Here is a 14,590-nt window from a genome sequence, read left to right on the forward strand (position 1 = left end):
GATTTAAGATTTTTATTCTCACCTTTCAGCTTCCGGTTCTCATTTTTGAGCCATTCAATGTCCTTCTGGAGATCACTGATCAGTGTTCGAAGATCCTTTACCTGACCATCAAGAATCCTGACCCGTTCGTCTGATGAGTCAAGGGTTACCTCCGGTTTTTTAGCCCTGATGGTCTGTCGATCTTCATGAAGCGTTCCAAGAATCTGCTCCAGTGACTGGCCCCTAATTATCCCGGCCCTGATCTCATCCATGTCCACACCGGGAGGAACACGTTTGAAGATGCTTGTGAACTTATGTTTCCAGAAGCGTGATGCCTCTATTGCTGCAGTAAGGGCATCACGTTCGTGGTCATTGGCATACCCATACTTTCCAGCAAGTTCATACTTTGTCTCAACGCTGATATCCTGCCTTGGTATGTGCGCAACAGCCTGGAAGGCACGTCGTATCTTCTCAACAGAAAAGGGCATTGGGGATACATCTGTAGCAATGATGATCGGTTTTCCAATTTCATAGAGAAATTCGATTACATCGCCCATGTTCATCTGGCGGGAACTATGAACCTTCATGAGTTCGCCGTTCAGGTCAAGAGCAGCTATTCCCACCGTGGTACCAGGATCAATCCCAACGATCAGATACCGGGGCCTTGTGTTAAGCGGTCTGAACTGAATACGTTCAAGGCGTTTTCCAGATATTCTAACCTGGACATCCCCTCCTCTTGAGGTGGGGATCCGGACATCCTCGCGTTTCTCCCGAACGTGAAAGACCACCCGGGAGACTCCTCCGAATGCCTTGAACTCTTTCTTCCAGAAGTTTAGACCTGCACTCTGCAGTTCATGTTCTATATCCCTGGCATAGGTGAGCACATTTCCATGGATCTTTCGGGCATACCGGTTCTGACTCCATCCTCCCTTTCCTGGTGACCGGTTTCGTGAGACAACAATTTCAGTCTCGTTCTCAAATGCAATCACCTCAACCCCGGCTCCCTGCGAGGCGACCAGTGCTATTGCCCGCGCCTCTGCGTAGGGGTCAAACCTGTTGAAGGTGATGTTGAACCTCGCTGCCACCTGAATAAGGCCGGTCTGCTTCTCTCCCCCAGTTACTGAAACAAACCTGGTCTGCGGGGGGAGTTGTTCGATAAACCGGTAGACATCCTGAGTATGTGGTGCCACTTCCTGAATACTGTCAACAGCAAGGATTTCAGGCCGGTGCCGGTGTACGAGACGCTTGAGTCTGAAAAGAGAGACACTCTCCTCACTGGTAACTTTCCCATCAAGGACAGTAACAAGAGCATATTTGGGAGCAATTGTCCGCGACCGGGTTGATCCCCTGATGATATCTATCCCGAAAACCTTCACCCGATCACGCTGCTTCTGAGTTCATCAGGATCAATCTTCATCTGGTACTTCCTCTGGAAAAACTGGCAGACGGTCCTGATATCATGATCAAGAATCTCTTCTGCGTTAGGATGATCTGGTGCCACCCACTGAGGCCAGTCGATGATAACCGGTTTCTCCCCGTCAGTCATGATATTATATTCTGATAAATCTCCATGGACAAACCCGAGTTTATACGCTTTTGTGATGCCTTCAATGATCTCATCAAAGAATTTTCCAGGTTCGGCTAGTGTCACTGTGTTCAGGTTTGCGCCAGCGATATGGGACATCACAACAACATTGCGGTTCATCAGGAGGGGAACCGGTACAGATACCGTCCGGTGCAGGGTTGAGAGGGCGATATACTCCTGTTCGGCTGATAGGTGTGATGCAAAGATCCATGGGCAGTGTCCCTTGTCTGGAAGGAATCCCCTGGAACGCTGGACTGTCTTGAATGATCGCTGTCCGACCCGGTGAAACTTGAGAATGACCGGCCCGGTTCCGATCGCTTCATAGACCAGTGACTCTTTTCCCTCACCAACGAGCGTTCCAAGTGCTGATATTGTTCCTTTTTTTGCGAGGTGGTTTACTGCGAGCGTGTCATATCCGTTGTACAGAAGACAGTATCCAGGGTATGGAATCTGGGTGAACTTGATCATCCCTTTATCCACAAGTCTCCTGACCCTGTAATTCACCTCACTTGCAGAAAGCCTGGAATTTTTTATTAGTTCTTCGACCGGAACCCAGTCATATCTGCTCATTAGATACTCAAGTGACTGGAGAACTCTGAGATCGTACTTGTGAAGAGATCTGACATCGTCAGCCGAAAGATGCATCAGCTTATGGGTTTATGGCAGAGAATAGTTAAGACTGATTGGGATTTTTATGCAATGTGACCGGTGCAGGATGTCTGCCGTCTTATATCAGGGTTATTCAGGGCGGCACTTATGCGCTGACCACCTCTGTGCTGATATCGTATCAAGGGCAAAGCGTGTGATCAGACAGAATCACTGGCTGATCAGGGGAGATCGGATAGGTTTTTTTGAAGGTATGCGGGGCAGTGAACCCTTGTTTGTATTTCTTGAAAACCTCTTGGATAACAGGTCTGATGTGGGCCTCATCAGGCTAAATCTTCCTGATTTTGACACCCTGAAAGAACCTGTGTCTTTGCAGGCGCTGTCAGAGATTGCAGTAAAAGCCGGGGTAACACGTATTGCTCTTTCTGATACTGCAGAAGATGTTGCCGTCAGGACTCTTGAAGCCCTTTTCAGCGATAACGTAGATCCTCTCCTGAATGGGCATCATTCTGGCTTATCAATTCCTGTAATGCTGCCTTTCAGGGAGATTCCGGATAAAGAACTGCAACTGTTTGCAGATCATTATGGGGTATCGGCTCAAGGGTTAGGTTATCAGGAACATCATCGAAATTCTCTTGAAAAACCTCTTCTTAAACTTCTTGGAGAGTTTACCGCAAGTCACCCCTCTGCTCCCCATGCCCTGCGGCATTACCATGACAATCTCCTGCTCCTTTCCAGAGAAGACTGATACCTTTTTTACTCCCTGTGGGAAGTGGTATACTGGTGCTTATGCCAGACAGTTCTGATATCGCAGATCAGATCTCTGATCTTCTTCGGGCAACATTGAAAAAATCGCAAGCCAGTGGCTATGTCGTTGGCTTATCAGGTGGTGTAGACTCAGCACTGGTGGCTGCCCTCTGCACCCGAGCTGTTGGTTCATCCCAAGTACTCGGGATATTTATGCCAAGTAATGTCACTCCTCCAGGGGATGCTGCTGATGTTGAAGCACTTGGCAAGACTCTCTCAATAAAGGTCGAGACCATTTCTATCGGCCAAATTGTAGATCAATACCGGAGGATTCCCGGATTCGTAGAGTCAAATTATCTTATCGGCAACCTGATGGCACGCACCAGGATGACAGTGCTCTATTATGTTGCAAACCGCGACTCATTCCTTGTCTGCGGGACATCAAACAGAACTGAGTTTCTCCTTGGATACTGCACGAAGCATGGTGATAATGCAGCAGATGTCCAGCCCATCGTCCACCTGCTCAAGACAGATGTATGGGATCTCGCCCGGTTTCTTGGTGTTCCCGACTCGATCATCTCCAGGGCACCAAGTGCAGGCCTCTGGCATGGTCAGACCGATGAAGGAGAAATTGGAATCTGCTATGCCGAAATCGATGCTGCGATCAAAGGTTTAGATCAGAATGGATGGAGGCCTGTGTCAGAGACTGAGAAAAAAGTTGCAGCCAGGTGCGCTTCTGCCTCACACAAACAGAATCCTGCACCAAGTCTGCTCAATCAGGTGTAGAGGTAGAGTCCGGGGTAGAGATCCTCAAACTCACGGGGATGATTGAGGAACCTGAGCCTCATGGCATCCCCTACCAGGTTATATAAACTCTTATCAGGGAAGGGTTCGGGGAGATGAGTGCCGGTTGCATCAACAATTCTGATATCAGGAATGTCTGCCGGATACGCAGGATTCTTCTTCATGCTTCCGTCTGAAAAGATGTAGTATGCTCCACCTTTCAGGTCTTCATATGGCAGGTACTGACTTGCAAACGCAGATGATACCAGATTTGCCATGGTGAGGGTCTCGGTGGTCGGGTTGATGGTTATGTGCCCATATCCTGGTGGTATCAGAATTAGATCCCCTTTTTCTGCTCTCACTAGCACAATATCTGAAAGGTCACGTTTCTGTAACAGGTAATACGCTGCCCCTTCAAGGACTTCATATATCTCAGGGTAAGCGAGCCCGTCTGGGGAGACAGGGTGGTAATGTCCCTTAGTTTTTATCCATTCCCTGCAGATGGTGCGGGGAGGAATACGGGTAACATCGTACCTGATCTGCTGTGTATCAAACCATTCTTTATCTGAATTATTGCGACATACACCGCGGTACATCTCATACAGGGGTCCTTCACAGACACAGGAAGGATCTGCCAGTACAGAACGGATCTCAGCCCCTGACCTGATATCCGGGTTATTGAGCGGCAGGTCTATCATTATATATCATCCTCGTACGTGGGAGTATAAATGTCCTTTGAAGTATTTACATGTCAGTGATGAATTCCATACGTGATATATCTGTTACCCCCTTCATTGCCTGCATCCTTACGTGAACACCCTCTTCTCGCAGGGCAGCTATCCAGTTAGTTCCTCCGAGAGCTGCTACACCCATATACTGTGGATCAACTGCAACACCAAGACATGAAGTATTGGGCAGCCCGAGATCAAGAATACCAGTGAAGTAACTCTCACTGAGTTCTTCAAGAACCTCTTCAACCTTGTCTTCAGCCTCCATATGGCATTCCCTGATGTTACCAAGCAGGCTTCCAGTTCCTGTCTGCATGACATTAAGAACAGAGGTGATCTCCTGTGAGATCAGTACCTGTAGGGGATCGATGGTTGTGGATTCATACTTTATCAGATGGGTGAACCTGCGTGGAATGTTTTCGGTCACCTCAACTACCCCACCCCCAATCGGATTGAACGGGATTCCTCTTTTCACAAGGAGACCGTCAAGGGTAGTGCTACAAAGCGTGAGAAGACCACAATGACCTGAAGGAATTGTATACCCGTCGTTATCCTCGCCCTCATGAAGAACCCTGATCAGGCCACTTGGTGAAACCCCCGCCTCGCAGGTAGCCCTGAATACAGAAAGAGCATAATCGAGATCCTCCTGGTGAATAAGTGAGAGGTTATAGATCACTGTCCCGGTCCCTTTTGCAGGATCAAAGGTTACCTGCATGGCATAATCCTCGATCCGATGGCTGACAAACCTGAGAGGATTGCTCATAACTCAGTTAATCCGGTATAAAGATAGAAAAATATTCTTTTTTATGAGTGGATCTGTATATGATGGAACAGAGGATCAGGGAGAAAGCGGTCAAGGCGATTTCTGATATTCTGAAGTCAGCAGGATATGATGTGCATCACGCATCCCCGCCTATTGACCTTTCAGCTGTGTCAGGCAGTACTTTTCTGGTTGTTGTCTGTTCAGATGATCAGGAGGAGGTAACCCGGTTCTCAGAGACCGAGTATACCGTTAAGGGTGAACAAGGGGAAAAAATCTGCGAGAAACTGCTCGTCACCTTTGATCCCGGTATCGAGGCGCCGGACTGTATTGTCTGGTATGCCGAAGAATTTGCCAGATACGCCGGTGAGGGGATCCTCTCACGTGTTATCGGCAGGCAGCTTCTTCTTCAGCTTGGTGACTCGGGCGCTCCTGTGCGCAGTCATGAGTACTCTGACGACCAGACCGGAAACGGAATTAAGATCCCACACCTGCCGGTCCGCGTCCATCGTGAAGAAGCTGAAGATAAAGCCGGAGTTCCCGGGGTTGCGACATTAAAGTTCCTTCCGTACTGGCTCTACCGGTACACAAGCAGGGGTTCTGGGAAATTCAAGGAGCAGGATGTCTCTTTTGATGGGTCAGGTGTCGGTGCACTGAACGCAATTAATGGTTCTCTGATAGAGGTTGATCCGGATACTGTGACCCGCAGGAGCATTCCACAAGGTTCCGAAGTAATCAAGCATCAGATTGATAAAGATGCTGCAGATGAGAAGATCACCGGGATCTTAATTACGAGCATGACCCGGAAAGTGAGGGCACGACAGGTAAAAGGTGACGCCATCTATTACGAGGAGAAGAATGTTGCACCTGAACGGAGCAATATTGCGCTTGAATTGAGAGAACTCTTCATCCCGATATGGCAGATTAAGGGAAAGAAGATCGTTGAGATTAACGCTCATACGGGAGAGCGACTTCGCGAGCCCATGGATGACGGGGTAGAGGTCTTCTGACCTCATTGCTTTTCGTCTGCCATCAGTTCCCGGAGTCGTGATGAGACTGCTTCAACATGGCCTTTCACTTTGACTTTGTGCCAAATATCTTCAATAATTCCATTTGGGTTTATCAGGAATGTGCTTCGTTCAACACCCATATACTCCCTTCCATACATCTTTTTCAGTGTCCAGACTCCATAGGCCTCGATAACATTATGTAAAGGATCTGCAAGCAGGGTGAGATGTAGGTCATGTTTTTCAACAAATTTCTGATGGCTTTCCACGGTGTCTGGACTGATCCCAACAACCGGTACTCCTATTTCTGAAAGTTCTTCATACACTGCAGAGAATGCAAGCGCTTCAGCAGTGCAGGCTGATGTATTGTCTTTTGGGTAGAAGTAGAGAATAATCCAGGATCCCCGGAATTCCTCACTGCTGTGGATTTTTCCATCCTGGTCAGGAAGTGCAAATTCTGGTGCCTTATCACCGGGAGAGAGTTGTGGCATATACTTTCAATATGTCCCCCCTTTCATACATATCATTCCTGATGCAGATCGATATTTGTGCCATCGGAAAGGTGAAAGAGCCATACCTTCGCGATGGTATCACTGAATACCTTAAACGTCTCTCCGGATTTTGCACAGTTAAAATCGTGGAGTTTTCTGAGGAACGGGTAAAGGAAAATGCCAGTGTCCATGAGATTGAGTCAGCCTGTCAGCAGGAAGGAAAGAACCTGCTCAAGGCTGCCGGCCAGTCAGGATACCTGATAGCAATGGATCCGGCTGGAATAAGTTTGTCAAGCGAAGGTTTTGCTGGTCTTGTCAGAAGATGGGAGATCGATGGTCCTCATCATATTGCAGTTCTGATTGGCGGTCCGCACGGGTTATCTGATGAAGTAAGAGATCAGGCTGGACTTCTTCTCTCTCTTTCGCTAATGACATTTACACACCAGATGGCCCGTTTCATCCTGCTTGAACAGATTTACCGGGCATACACGATCAACCGGGGGCTTCCATACCACCGGTAAAAAAAGTGGATTACACTAGAACCAGGGGTGCAGAACCTAGTCGGTGGGCTTGGCTGGGAGGGGTCTGGATCTGGGCTGTGGCATTAATGAACGAGGAGACATCCGGAGATATCCTGAATAAGTGCATAATTTCATCCCAGGGTTCTGGATAGATATGTGGGTCGAGCCATTCCCCTGGATCTTCCATCTTCGGGTATGCAATCTGTTCAATTCCATGAGGATTGAACTGTGCATCAACACCGGGTTTGTTTCCCCGCGGGTCAAGACGAATCCAACGCCCTTCATCCTCGATCCAAACTGCTGCAAGTCCATGAAGGACATAAGATCCGCCCTCTTTCTTCAGTCTCTGGTAGCAGAGTCCTGCAGGAATTCCAACAGATCTACAAAGAGACACAAAGAGGTGTGATTTTATGAAACAGAGTGCATGACCTGCAGTCATAACCTGAGTGATTTTCCAAATCAGTTGCGACTGTCCTGCATCAACAGAATGGGATATCCCGTCCCGTACGTAGGTGTAAAGGCATTGAATCTGTTCGTATTCTGTACTGGTTCTCCGGATCAATTCACGTGCACGATTCCTGATTGCAGGATCTGTACAAGATATCACCGGTGAACATGCCAGGTATGGAGTTACTGATACCGGGCGAACGAGTGGGGGGGGAGGCATGAGTGTTCACCTGAGTCTATCTTCCTGACCATCTCTATATCTACTTGTTGATTCCCCTGTTTTGCAGAATGACGGTCCTATTTTTGGTATTCTGGTGATCCTGTCATCACTCGACCAGAACATCTCGTAAGCGATATTTCATAGATACTGTCCGGGATGACACCCTATCATGGTTGTAATATCTTCAGAGTTCGAGGGTTTGGGAGAGATCATTCCCTTGTTGAAGGGTGAATTTGTGCAGGTTTCCCCCACACCTAGGTCTCTCATATTATATCGCATGAGCCTTTTTGTTGAAATTTTTTATGCGCGAAAACCTGCTGCGGTGTTGTTATGTCTTTGATTAATCAAGGTTCGGTTTGATGATGCAGGGCATATCGATGAATTATTAAATGATCATTGATTTTAGGGTTTCCAATCTGTATGAATAGCTTAACTGGACTATGCAGAATTCAGGACATTTTGTGTACCGTAAAATCATTCCTGATGACATAATCGGGATTTCAAACCCTGTTTGGTTCTAGCCATTGTCCATAATCGTATCTAGGAATGGAACAAATAACTACAACAGCATGGGTGGACTCTATCACGGCAAAATTCTCCTACACTGGTGCGATAATTGTCATGCTCCGGTCATGGCAGACCGGTGTGCCTGTGGAGCTGAAGCGCGATCAGTTCCGGTAACCCCCCCCGGGGATGCAAGGCCTGCCTTTCCAGATGATATCCTATTTATAAACAATCTCTTCCTTGATCGGTTTGGTATAACTCTGATTCCGGATGGCTGGGCGGCTCTTGTCAATAAGGTTCCTGACAAGGATCGGATGGAGGAGGTTGTGGTTGGCGGGGCAATTGTAGGAGCGATTAGATATCTTCCAGAGACTGGGAGATGGGATGCACTCCCACGTCCAGAATCTGCCCTTATTCAGAAACCTGAAAAACGGTACGTGATCGTTGATGATGGTGCAGGCCCATCAATCAGGGAAGGAGCAAGTCTTCTAGCTCCTGGATTTGTCAGTTGTGATCCTGGTATCGCAGCAGGTGATGAGGTTTTCATGCTCACCAGATCGGGTGAATGTGTCGGTGTCGGAAGGATGAAGGTAAATGCTGATGAGGCGTCTGCGATGGAACGCGGGCAGATCGTCAGAAGCCGTAAGAACATCAGATCACAATTCACCCCTGGATCTGCAACATGGGACGAGGTGGTTGAAGCAAACAAGGATGTGCTGATTCGGCTTGAGTCTGCAACAAAGCAGTTTATTGAGGAACATATTGGCCCCTATGAACACCTGCCAACCAGTGTTTCCTATTCAGGAGGAAAGGACAGCCTTGCCAGCCTTCTTGTAGTGATGAACACCTTTCGGAAACTGCCGATCCTGTTTATCGACACAGGTATGGAGTTTCCCTCAACATATGAGAATGTCAGGCAGGTAACAGAAAAGTATGAGCTTGAGTGCATCATGGTTGACTCAATGGGCGAGTTCTGGCGTGAGTTTGAGGTTCAGGGTCCCCCGGCAGTGGATTGTCGGTGGTGCTGCAAAACCGCCAAGCTTGAACCGCTCAGGAAATTTATCGAGAGTACCTGGGCTGAGTGTGTCTCGTTTGTAGGGCAGCGGAAGTACGAGTCTGCATCCCGTGCAAAAAATCCCCGTGTCTGGCGCAATGCTTTTGTCCGCAATCAGATCTGTCTGGCTCCTATCCATAACTGGACTGCCATGCATGTCTGGCTTTATATCTTCAGGGAGAAGGCGCCGTATAACGAGATGTATGCCCACGGAGTCGACCGGATGGGATGTTATATGTGTCCCGCAAGTGACATGGCCATTCTTGAGAGGATTCAGAGCCATGTTCCAGAACTCTGGAAGGAATGGGAAGAGAAGATGGAAGCATGGCGTGTCAGGCACGAACTACCTGAGTCATGGATGACTGAAGGAACATGGCGTGTCAGAAATGATCGAAGTCAGGAGGAGCCTGAATCATTTGCCAGGCATGACGCCCAGACCGGAAGAGGAAGGAGATCAGGGAGGTCTGGGAAATGAGTAAGATCGCAATCGTTGATTATGGTCTAGGTAACCTGCGTAGTGTCAGCAAAGCTCTGGAAAAAGTTGGTGGGAATGTCAGCATCACCGGAAATCTCGATGAAATCCGTGCTGCAGACGGGATTATCCTCCCCGGGGTTGGCGCCTTTCACGAGGGTATGGCCAGACTCTCTGATCTGCAAACAGCTCTCCTTGAAGCGCAGGGACAGGTACCTGTTCTTGGTATCTGTCTGGGTATGCAGATGCTCATGGATTTTTCTGAAGAGCACGGCCTTTCTGCAGGTCTTGGTCTCATTCCAGGAACCGTGCGCCGATTCAAACGAACTCCCGGGTGTAAAATCCCACATATGGGCTGGAACCAGGTTTCACTGTCACAGCCAGATGATCCACTCTATACCGGGATTCCGGATGGTTCGTTCTTTTACTTCGTGCATTCGTTCTGGGCTGACACACCTGGCCAATACAGGGTGACCTCTACCGAATATATCAACCCGTTTGCATCATCAATACGGAATGGAACTGTCTGGGGAACCCAGTTTCATCCAGAAAAGAGTGGGGAGGCTGGTCTTCAAATCCTCCGGAACTATATTGGAATGATTTGAAGATTTGGTAATCAGTCTTATTTTTGCAGTGCCATCTCAACTGTTGCTTTGAGCTGGTTGTCAGTGAAGGGTTTTACAATAAATCCCCGTGGTTTGGTAAGCTTAGCTCTTTCTATTGTTGGATCATCCATGACTGAACTGATGTACACAATGGGGATTGAGAACTTATTCTGAATCTCCTCTGCTGCCATAATCCCATCTTTCTCTCCAGGGAGGTTAATATCCATAAGCACTAGTTTTGGCCTCTTATCCGGAGTATACTGCTCTAACTTTTCCAGTGCACCCAGATAATCCTCCGCAGTTCCCATGACTGAGAATCCCAGTTCGGTCAGCCTCCACGATATTAGATCGTTTATCACCGGGTTATCTTCAACAATAAAAATTCCGCCTTCCACTCTGCTCCACCAATTTCTACTATATCTTCCCCTTAAATCTATTAAGGGAGTTGGTTTTGCATACAATCTCTTTTTCTATTGTAACCGAAATTGAATAATCGCCGTTATTTTTCATAAATATTGGTTATCGTCTGACTTTCCAGTCGATCAGCACCCCCTGATCCAACTGTTGAATCTGCATAAGTTCGAGTTTGGTAAAATCGGTCTCCTGTGTCCACCCAGGTCCATCTGCAAGAGTGGGAGCGCTAGATCCGCCGATGATAATATTGCCAATAAACATGCTGAGTTGGTCAACAAGACCTGCGTTAAAGAGGCCTGCTATGAGTGTTCCTCCTCCCTCAACCATGAGCCGCTGTATCCCCTGATTGCCGAGTGTCTCCATTAATGCTGCAAGGTCTACCGCTTCAGATCCAGAGGAGATGATCTCGGCATGAGGACTGAGCGCAGCAATCCTCTCCTCCGGAGCCGCAGAAGATACTGCAACTATTCGTTTTCCCGGCCCTTTGTGGAGGATTTTTGCATCAGGGGGTGTTCTTGCCCTGCTGTCGACGATTATTCTGATAGGATGCTCGGGCCTGCCTGTGCTGAGCCGTTCCGCAATCCGTTCTCGTGATTTTACAGTGAGCGACGGATCATCAGCAAGAATAGTGCCAATCCCCACCATGATTGCGTCTGCACCTGATTTTATAATATCAACACGGTCAAAATCATCTGCACCCGAGATCTTTACCTGCCTGCGTTCCCGGGTAGATAATTTTCCGTCTGCTGATACAGCCACATTAACCAGTATATATGGTCTCATGCCTGTGATCCTACCTCTTCTTTCTGAGCCTCTCAATCTCCTCTCTGCCATCAGGTACCTTGACTAAAAAAGTTCCATGACAAGGCTTGGTAAAAGGGAAGATTATTGCATCCCCGTCTACTGCAACCCGTATTGGAGGAACTCCGATGATCCTCACTTCAAACATTTTATAGCCAGGCTCCACATCATATTTTTCTGGAAACCTCGCAAGATATTCCCGTGCTTCTTTGAAAGAGATCTTTGCAAGAAGCACCTCATAGGGGAGTGATTCTAAGCATCCCATGATAAAGTCTCATACATTTTCCTTTGCTTTAGAAGATGAGATCATGATGTTCGGCGAATATTTCGTGTATGCTCAAAGTACCGATCTCATCACCTAGTGAAATCTCTGATCAGGAGACTTAGTCTCCTAACTAGTATCCAGTAATTCGGCGTCCCCTGTTATGAGATGCACGGTCCTCTTCTGGAAAACTATGTTATCTTCTCGTTATGATCTCTCTGGGTTTTTAAATCTTCTATAAAAGCAGCCCTAACCAGGCAGTATACGAAATGATGATCATCAGTATTACCAGAATCACTGCTCCTTTGAAGAGACAGTCTCTGCAGATGCCAGTACCCTGATGCAGACACTTTTCACAGCATGCTGCGTTGCAGATCCGGCACTGATCCATAACTTCTCTGTCTTGATGCAAGTGGCAGTATTGGGGACAACAGTCTTCTGAATTCATAATGGCAGGTATCCTAATGAGGGATGTAATAAAAATTTAGGTATTAGATCATACTGGCTGCCTGAAAAGATATGAACTCATGCAGTGAACGAATATGTGATGAAGCGATCTCTGCTCCTTTTTAGTACCGGTGTCCTGATCGTTCTTCTCACCGGGATTACATCATGTATGGCTGCAAATACCGAGATGCTCCAGTGTGGAGATACAACCTATAATCCTGAACACCAGTCCTGTTGTAATGGCAAGGTCTATGAAGGAACCCGTTACTCCAAATGTGGTGACTCATGTTATAATATGGATACTCAAACCTGCTGCTCTAAGAAGGTAACTGATGGTCCATGTTTCCCTGAGTGTGGGGACGGGACATATAATCCTTCAAACCAGTCATGTTGCCTGAAGCACACCTATGAGGGGTTGAAGTGGGGTATCTGTGGTGGAAACACATGCTACAATCTCACTACTCAATCCTGCAGTTATGGTAAGGTCTATGAGGGAATGAAATGGGGCGTCTGCGGTGATAAGAGTTACAACCTGACTACTCAGTCATGTTGCAAAGGTAAGGTATTCGAGGGAAGGGACCTGGATCTTAAGCCCTGTGGTCCGGATACCTGCTATGACTCCCGGAATCAGACCTGTGCACGTGGAAAAATCCAGCAGAAAGATCCTAATGCAACGGTAAGTACAATTCCGTTCTTTAGCGGATAAAAAAAGTATCTGGAAAGACACAAACCCCTTTTTTGGTATCATCTGAAGAGATTGTTTTAACCTGGATTCTAGTTAGAATTGATATTCTTCTTGATTTAAAGGGATGGTTCATACCGGAATGGTTTCTTTCATGATTCCAGTTCAACTTCCGCTATTGAGGTAACAGATGGGATGATCTCATATTGGGCAACCCCGTTGATTAGGAAAATATCCTCTCTTATGGTTGTCTAGATCTCCTCTTCACTTCCTGTCCTCGTCCAGATAATCCCACTAGGCCTTGGATTTCGTCTCCCGTACTCAGAAAATGGCCAGGATCACAGTTTTTTTCGATATCGGATTTGTAATGAAGAAGGATGAGATACTTTAAACACTAATAGTTCTGTCTGAATTTCTCATTCGGAGACCAACCCGGGATACTTTCAATGAGATGAAAGCATAGTCGGGTGTACTTCTTCACCCTTATCAAATCAATAGTCGTGTAAATTCCCATCCAGAGAGTATGTGAATGGTAAAGATTCTGCTGCTTTTGGCTATCCTTCTCCCCTGCATGATACAGACAGGGTATGCGAATACCACTATTATGTCAGGCCCGTTCACCCTTGATAACGGGGTAAACCCGGGAGATGATCTCTTTGGATACGTAAATAATGCCTGGATTGAGAATCATCCGGTTCCGGAAAACAAGAGTTCATACACTGCTTTTACAGAGGTTGAGGAGAAAACCCTGGAGCAATTGCGAATCCTGTTTGAGCATGAGGCTGATGATTATGCTGCCGGCCAAGAGAGCCTGATCGGAAAATTTTACTCAAGCGGATTGGATACAGAATCCATCGATCGCCAGAATCTCTCTCCGCTCAAAGGAGAACTAGCCATGATCGATGAGATATCTTCTCACAGCGATCTCATGAATGTCTCTGTCCTGCTGGTCCAGGAGGGAATTTTTCCTTTTTTTCTCTACTATGCAGACCAGGATCCCAACAACTCCTCGTTGATTATTCCCCAGGTTGAACAGGGTGGACTTGGTCTGCCTGACCGCGAGTACTACTTCCGCAATAGCACTGGAAGCAGAAATATCAGGGAGGAATACCTGCGTCATATCAAAAATATCTTCCTCTTGATGAACGAGAATGAAACTGAAGCAGATTGTGATACCAGTGCCGTATACAGGATAGAAGAAGAGATTGCCTCTTCTCATTACACAGAGGTTGAGAACAGGGATCCCTGGAATACTACCCACATCCTTTCATGGAATGATCTGAACTCGCAGTACCCAAACATCAGTTGGGATACTCTGTCATCAATCAACGGATCCGGGAGTTCAAACCGGGTAAATGTTCATCAAATTTCGGCAGTGAGCAAAATAAACCAAATGCTCATGGAGGTTCCACTTAATGAGTGGAAAGTTTTCCTTAAGTTCAGACTTGTAGATTCACTGTCTGACTCACTTTCCA

At 47.2% G+C, this 14,590-nt stretch carries 16 protein-coding genes and 2 pseudogenes; 9 read left to right on the forward strand and 9 right to left on the reverse strand.

From position 1 onward, the window contains the following. Both VN429_RS07575 and VN429_RS07580 read right to left on the reverse strand, forming a co-directional pair. Positions 1–1,355 (reverse strand): DUF460 domain-containing protein (locus tag VN429_RS07575; protein WP_325631642.1); only part of this gene is annotated, 1,355 nt, incomplete at its 3' end. After that, the gene (locus VN429_RS07580; protein WP_325631645.1) at positions 1,352–2,209 is read right to left on the reverse strand and encodes a serine/threonine-protein kinase RIO2; all 858 of its coding nucleotides are present in this window, start codon (positions 2,207–2,209) and stop codon (positions 1,352–1,354) included. The genes VN429_RS07580 and VN429_RS07575, both read right to left, overlap by 4 nt. Before the next feature lie 49 nt (positions 2,210–2,258). Between VN429_RS07580 and VN429_RS12565 the strand changes: the two are divergent. The 3 genes and pseudogenes from VN429_RS12565 to VN429_RS07590 form a co-directional block, all read left to right on the forward strand. Further along, positions 2,259–2,327 (forward strand): annotated as a pseudogene (locus tag VN429_RS12565) (hypothetical protein); the annotation flags it as partial. Between the two features lie 39 nt (positions 2,328–2,366). Further along, entirely contained in the window at positions 2,367–2,918 is a 552-nt protein-coding gene (locus VN429_RS07585; RefSeq protein ID WP_325631649.1) for a hypothetical protein, read from the forward strand. Between the two features lie 41 nt (positions 2,919–2,959). After that, positions 2,960–3,703: an NAD+ synthase gene (locus VN429_RS07590; protein ID WP_325631653.1), complete on the forward strand. Its 744-nt coding sequence runs from the start codon at positions 2,960–2,962 to the stop codon at positions 3,701–3,703. On the opposite strand, the gene VN429_RS07595 is transcribed toward VN429_RS07590, so the two are convergent. Together VN429_RS07595 and VN429_RS07600 are read right to left on the reverse strand one after the other, a co-directional pair. Next, positions 3,694–4,398 carry a glucose-6-phosphate isomerase family protein gene (locus VN429_RS07595; protein WP_325631655.1) on the reverse strand — a complete coding sequence of 235 codons (705 nt, stop codon included), beginning with the start codon at positions 4,396–4,398 and terminating at the stop codon, positions 3,694–3,696. The genes VN429_RS07590 and VN429_RS07595 overlap by 10 nt on opposite strands. Before the next feature lie 46 nt (positions 4,399–4,444). Next, positions 4,445–5,191, reverse strand: a complete 747-nt coding sequence (locus tag VN429_RS07600) for a DUF128 domain-containing protein (RefSeq protein ID WP_325631658.1) — start codon at positions 5,189–5,191, stop codon at positions 4,445–4,447. Positions 5,192–5,250: 59 nt separating this feature from the next. Between VN429_RS07600 and VN429_RS07605 the strand changes: the two genes are divergently transcribed. Further along, on the forward strand, positions 5,251–6,198 hold the full coding sequence (locus VN429_RS07605; protein ID WP_325631660.1) for a hypothetical protein: 948 nt from the start codon (positions 5,251–5,253) through the stop codon (positions 6,196–6,198). A 2-nt stretch (positions 6,199–6,200) separates the two neighbouring features. Here VN429_RS07605 and bcp read toward each other — a convergent pair whose 3' ends face one another. Next, positions 6,201–6,686: a thioredoxin-dependent thiol peroxidase gene (bcp, locus tag VN429_RS07610; protein WP_325631662.1), complete on the reverse strand. Its 486-nt coding sequence runs from the start codon at positions 6,684–6,686 to the stop codon at positions 6,201–6,203. A gap of 41 nt (positions 6,687–6,727) precedes the next feature. On the opposite strand from bcp, the gene VN429_RS07615 reads away from it, so the two are divergent. After that, the gene (locus VN429_RS07615; RefSeq protein WP_325631664.1) at positions 6,728–7,207 is read left to right on the forward strand and encodes a 23S rRNA (pseudouridine(1915)-N(3))-methyltransferase RlmH; all 480 of its coding nucleotides are present in this window, start codon (positions 6,728–6,730) and stop codon (positions 7,205–7,207) included. A 10-nt stretch (positions 7,208–7,217) separates the two neighbouring features. Here VN429_RS07615 and VN429_RS07620 read toward each other — a convergent pair whose 3' ends face one another. Next, the gene (locus tag VN429_RS07620; RefSeq protein ID WP_325631666.1) at positions 7,218–7,874 is read right to left on the reverse strand and encodes a transglutaminase-like domain-containing protein; all 657 of its coding nucleotides are present in this window, start codon (positions 7,872–7,874) and stop codon (positions 7,218–7,220) included. Positions 7,875–8,443: 569 nt separating this feature from the next. Between VN429_RS07620 and VN429_RS07625 the strand changes: the two genes are divergently transcribed. Continuing rightward, positions 8,444–9,907: a phosphoadenosine phosphosulfate reductase domain-containing protein gene (locus tag VN429_RS07625; RefSeq protein ID WP_325631668.1), complete on the forward strand. Its 1,464-nt coding sequence runs from the start codon at positions 8,444–8,446 to the stop codon at positions 9,905–9,907. Further along, positions 9,904–10,509, forward strand: a complete 606-nt coding sequence (gene hisH / locus VN429_RS07630; RefSeq protein WP_325631671.1) for an imidazole glycerol phosphate synthase subunit HisH — start codon at positions 9,904–9,906, stop codon at positions 10,507–10,509. The genes VN429_RS07625 and hisH overlap by 4 nt, the downstream gene beginning before the upstream one ends. A 17-nt stretch (positions 10,510–10,526) precedes the next feature. On the opposite strand, the gene VN429_RS07635 is transcribed toward hisH, so the two are convergent. Genes VN429_RS07635 through VN429_RS07645 form a run of 3 tightly spaced genes read right to left on the reverse strand, consistent with a single transcriptional unit; the run spans position 10,527 to position 11,989 of the window. Then, positions 10,527–10,970 carry a response regulator gene (locus VN429_RS07635; RefSeq protein WP_325631673.1) on the reverse strand — a complete coding sequence of 148 codons (444 nt, stop codon included), beginning with the start codon at positions 10,968–10,970 and terminating at the stop codon, positions 10,527–10,529. A 58-nt stretch (positions 10,971–11,028) separates the two neighbouring features. Continuing rightward, a complete protein-coding gene (locus VN429_RS07640) occupies positions 11,029–11,706 on the reverse strand; it encodes a 2,5-diamino-6-(ribosylamino)-4(3H)-pyrimidinone 5'-phosphate reductase (protein ID WP_325631675.1) in 678 nt (225 codons plus the stop codon). Positions 11,707–11,716: 10 nt separating this feature from the next. Next, on the reverse strand, positions 11,717–11,989 hold the full coding sequence (locus VN429_RS07645; protein WP_325631677.1) for a DUF1894 domain-containing protein: 273 nt from the start codon (positions 11,987–11,989) through the stop codon (positions 11,717–11,719). A 544-nt stretch (positions 11,990–12,533) separates the two neighbouring features. On the opposite strand from VN429_RS07645, the gene VN429_RS07650 reads away from it, so the two are divergent. Together VN429_RS07650 and VN429_RS07655 are read left to right on the forward strand one after the other, a co-directional pair. Beyond that, positions 12,534–13,139, forward strand: coding sequence for a hypothetical protein (locus VN429_RS07650; RefSeq protein ID WP_325631679.1), 606 nt, complete (start codon positions 12,534–12,536; stop codon positions 13,137–13,139). Positions 13,140–13,644: 505 nt separating this feature from the next. Then, positions 13,645–14,590 (forward strand): annotated as a pseudogene (locus tag VN429_RS07655) (M13 family metallopeptidase N-terminal domain-containing protein); the annotation flags it as partial.

Origin of the sequence: Methanospirillum sp. (genome assembly GCF_035560735.1) — an archaeon.
Lineage (GTDB): Archaea > Halobacteriota > Methanomicrobia > Methanomicrobiales > Methanospirillaceae > Methanospirillum.

Coding starts and splice junctions, on each gene's coding strand:
- VN429_RS07580 (WP_325631645.1), bottom strand. CDS start 2,209: ATGCATCTTTCGGCTGACGATGTCAGATCTCTTCACAAGTACGATCTC.
- VN429_RS07590 (WP_325631653.1), top strand. CDS start 2,960: ATGCCAGACAGTTCTGATATCGCAGATCAGATCTCTGATCTTCTTCGG.
- VN429_RS07595 (WP_325631655.1), bottom strand. CDS start 4,398: ATGATAGACCTGCCGCTCAATAACCCGGATATCAGGTCAGGGGCTGAG.
- VN429_RS07600 (WP_325631658.1), bottom strand. CDS start 5,191: ATGAGCAATCCTCTCAGGTTTGTCAGCCATCGGATCGAGGATTATGCC.
- VN429_RS07605 (WP_325631660.1), top strand. CDS start 5,251: ATGATGGAACAGAGGATCAGGGAGAAAGCGGTCAAGGCGATTTCTGAT.
- bcp (WP_325631662.1), bottom strand. CDS start 6,686: ATGCCACAACTCTCTCCCGGTGATAAGGCACCAGAATTTGCACTTCCT.
- VN429_RS07615 (WP_325631664.1), top strand. CDS start 6,728: ATGCAGATCGATATTTGTGCCATCGGAAAGGTGAAAGAGCCATACCTT.
- VN429_RS07620 (WP_325631666.1), bottom strand. CDS start 7,874: ATGCCTCCCCCCCCACTCGTTCGCCCGGTATCAGTAACTCCATACCTG.
- VN429_RS07625 (WP_325631668.1), top strand. CDS start 8,444: ATGGGTGGACTCTATCACGGCAAAATTCTCCTACACTGGTGCGATAAT.
- hisH (WP_325631671.1), top strand. CDS start 9,904: ATGAGTAAGATCGCAATCGTTGATTATGGTCTAGGTAACCTGCGTAGT.
- VN429_RS07640 (WP_325631675.1), bottom strand. CDS start 11,706: ATGAGACCATATATACTGGTTAATGTGGCTGTATCAGCAGACGGAAAA.
- VN429_RS07645 (WP_325631677.1), bottom strand. CDS start 11,989: ATGGGATGCTTAGAATCACTCCCCTATGAGGTGCTTCTTGCAAAGATC.
- VN429_RS07650 (WP_325631679.1), top strand. CDS start 12,534: ATGAAGCGATCTCTGCTCCTTTTTAGTACCGGTGTCCTGATCGTTCTT.